Origin of the sequence: Vibrio sp. 1562 (genome assembly GCF_033340155.1) — a bacterium.
Classification (GTDB): Bacteria; Pseudomonadota; Gammaproteobacteria; order Enterobacterales; family Vibrionaceae; genus Vibrio; species Vibrio alginolyticus.
The window spans coordinates 1-514 of sequence record NZ_JAWOVY010000788.1; the positions used below are offsets into that span (position 1 = coordinate 1).

2 pseudogenes are annotated in these 514 nt (G+C 44.6%); both read right to left on the bottom strand.

The window, feature by feature from the left end:
- Positions 1-200 (bottom strand): annotated as a pseudogene (locus R7Z49_RS27665) (AAA family ATPase); the annotation flags it as partial.
- Between the two features lie 62 nt (positions 201-262).
- A pseudogene (locus R7Z49_RS27670) lies at positions 263-514 on the bottom strand (prepilin peptidase); the annotation flags it as partial.

The following is a 514-nucleotide window of genomic DNA, read 5'->3' on the forward strand; positions in this document are numbered from 1 at the left end:
GCGAGTGCAAGCTCAACGATGTTTGAAACCACACACAAACGTTGAGTCAGTTCAACTAAATCACATTTGGGATAAGCAGCCAGATGTTTCAGAACTAGGTTTTCAACGACTGAAGCTGGGATCCCAAGACCTTCCACTGCGGAAGGCACCTTTGGTGGATTGATTTGTGGCACTAGTTTTTCCCAATACGCAGAGCCCATCATACTTCCCCTCTTGAAGTTGCCTAGTCAACTGATGTCGTATGTTTTTTTATTTATAAGTATTAGTGCGTGTAGGAGAAATAAGCTAATCCGATTACGATTACAGGCGCGAAAGGAATCACTAGTGGCTTATTAGACCTAAAGCCTGGTGTAACTTTTTCAATGCAGTAGCCCTTGACCTGATGAGTTAGAGCAACGCTCGTTGAAGCAATGTGAAGCATCAAATAAAAGATGCCAACAATTCCCCCTGCGAGAATAATTCCGATAGACGCTTCCCACAGATTACTCAGTCCCAGCCATGCCCCTATGACGGC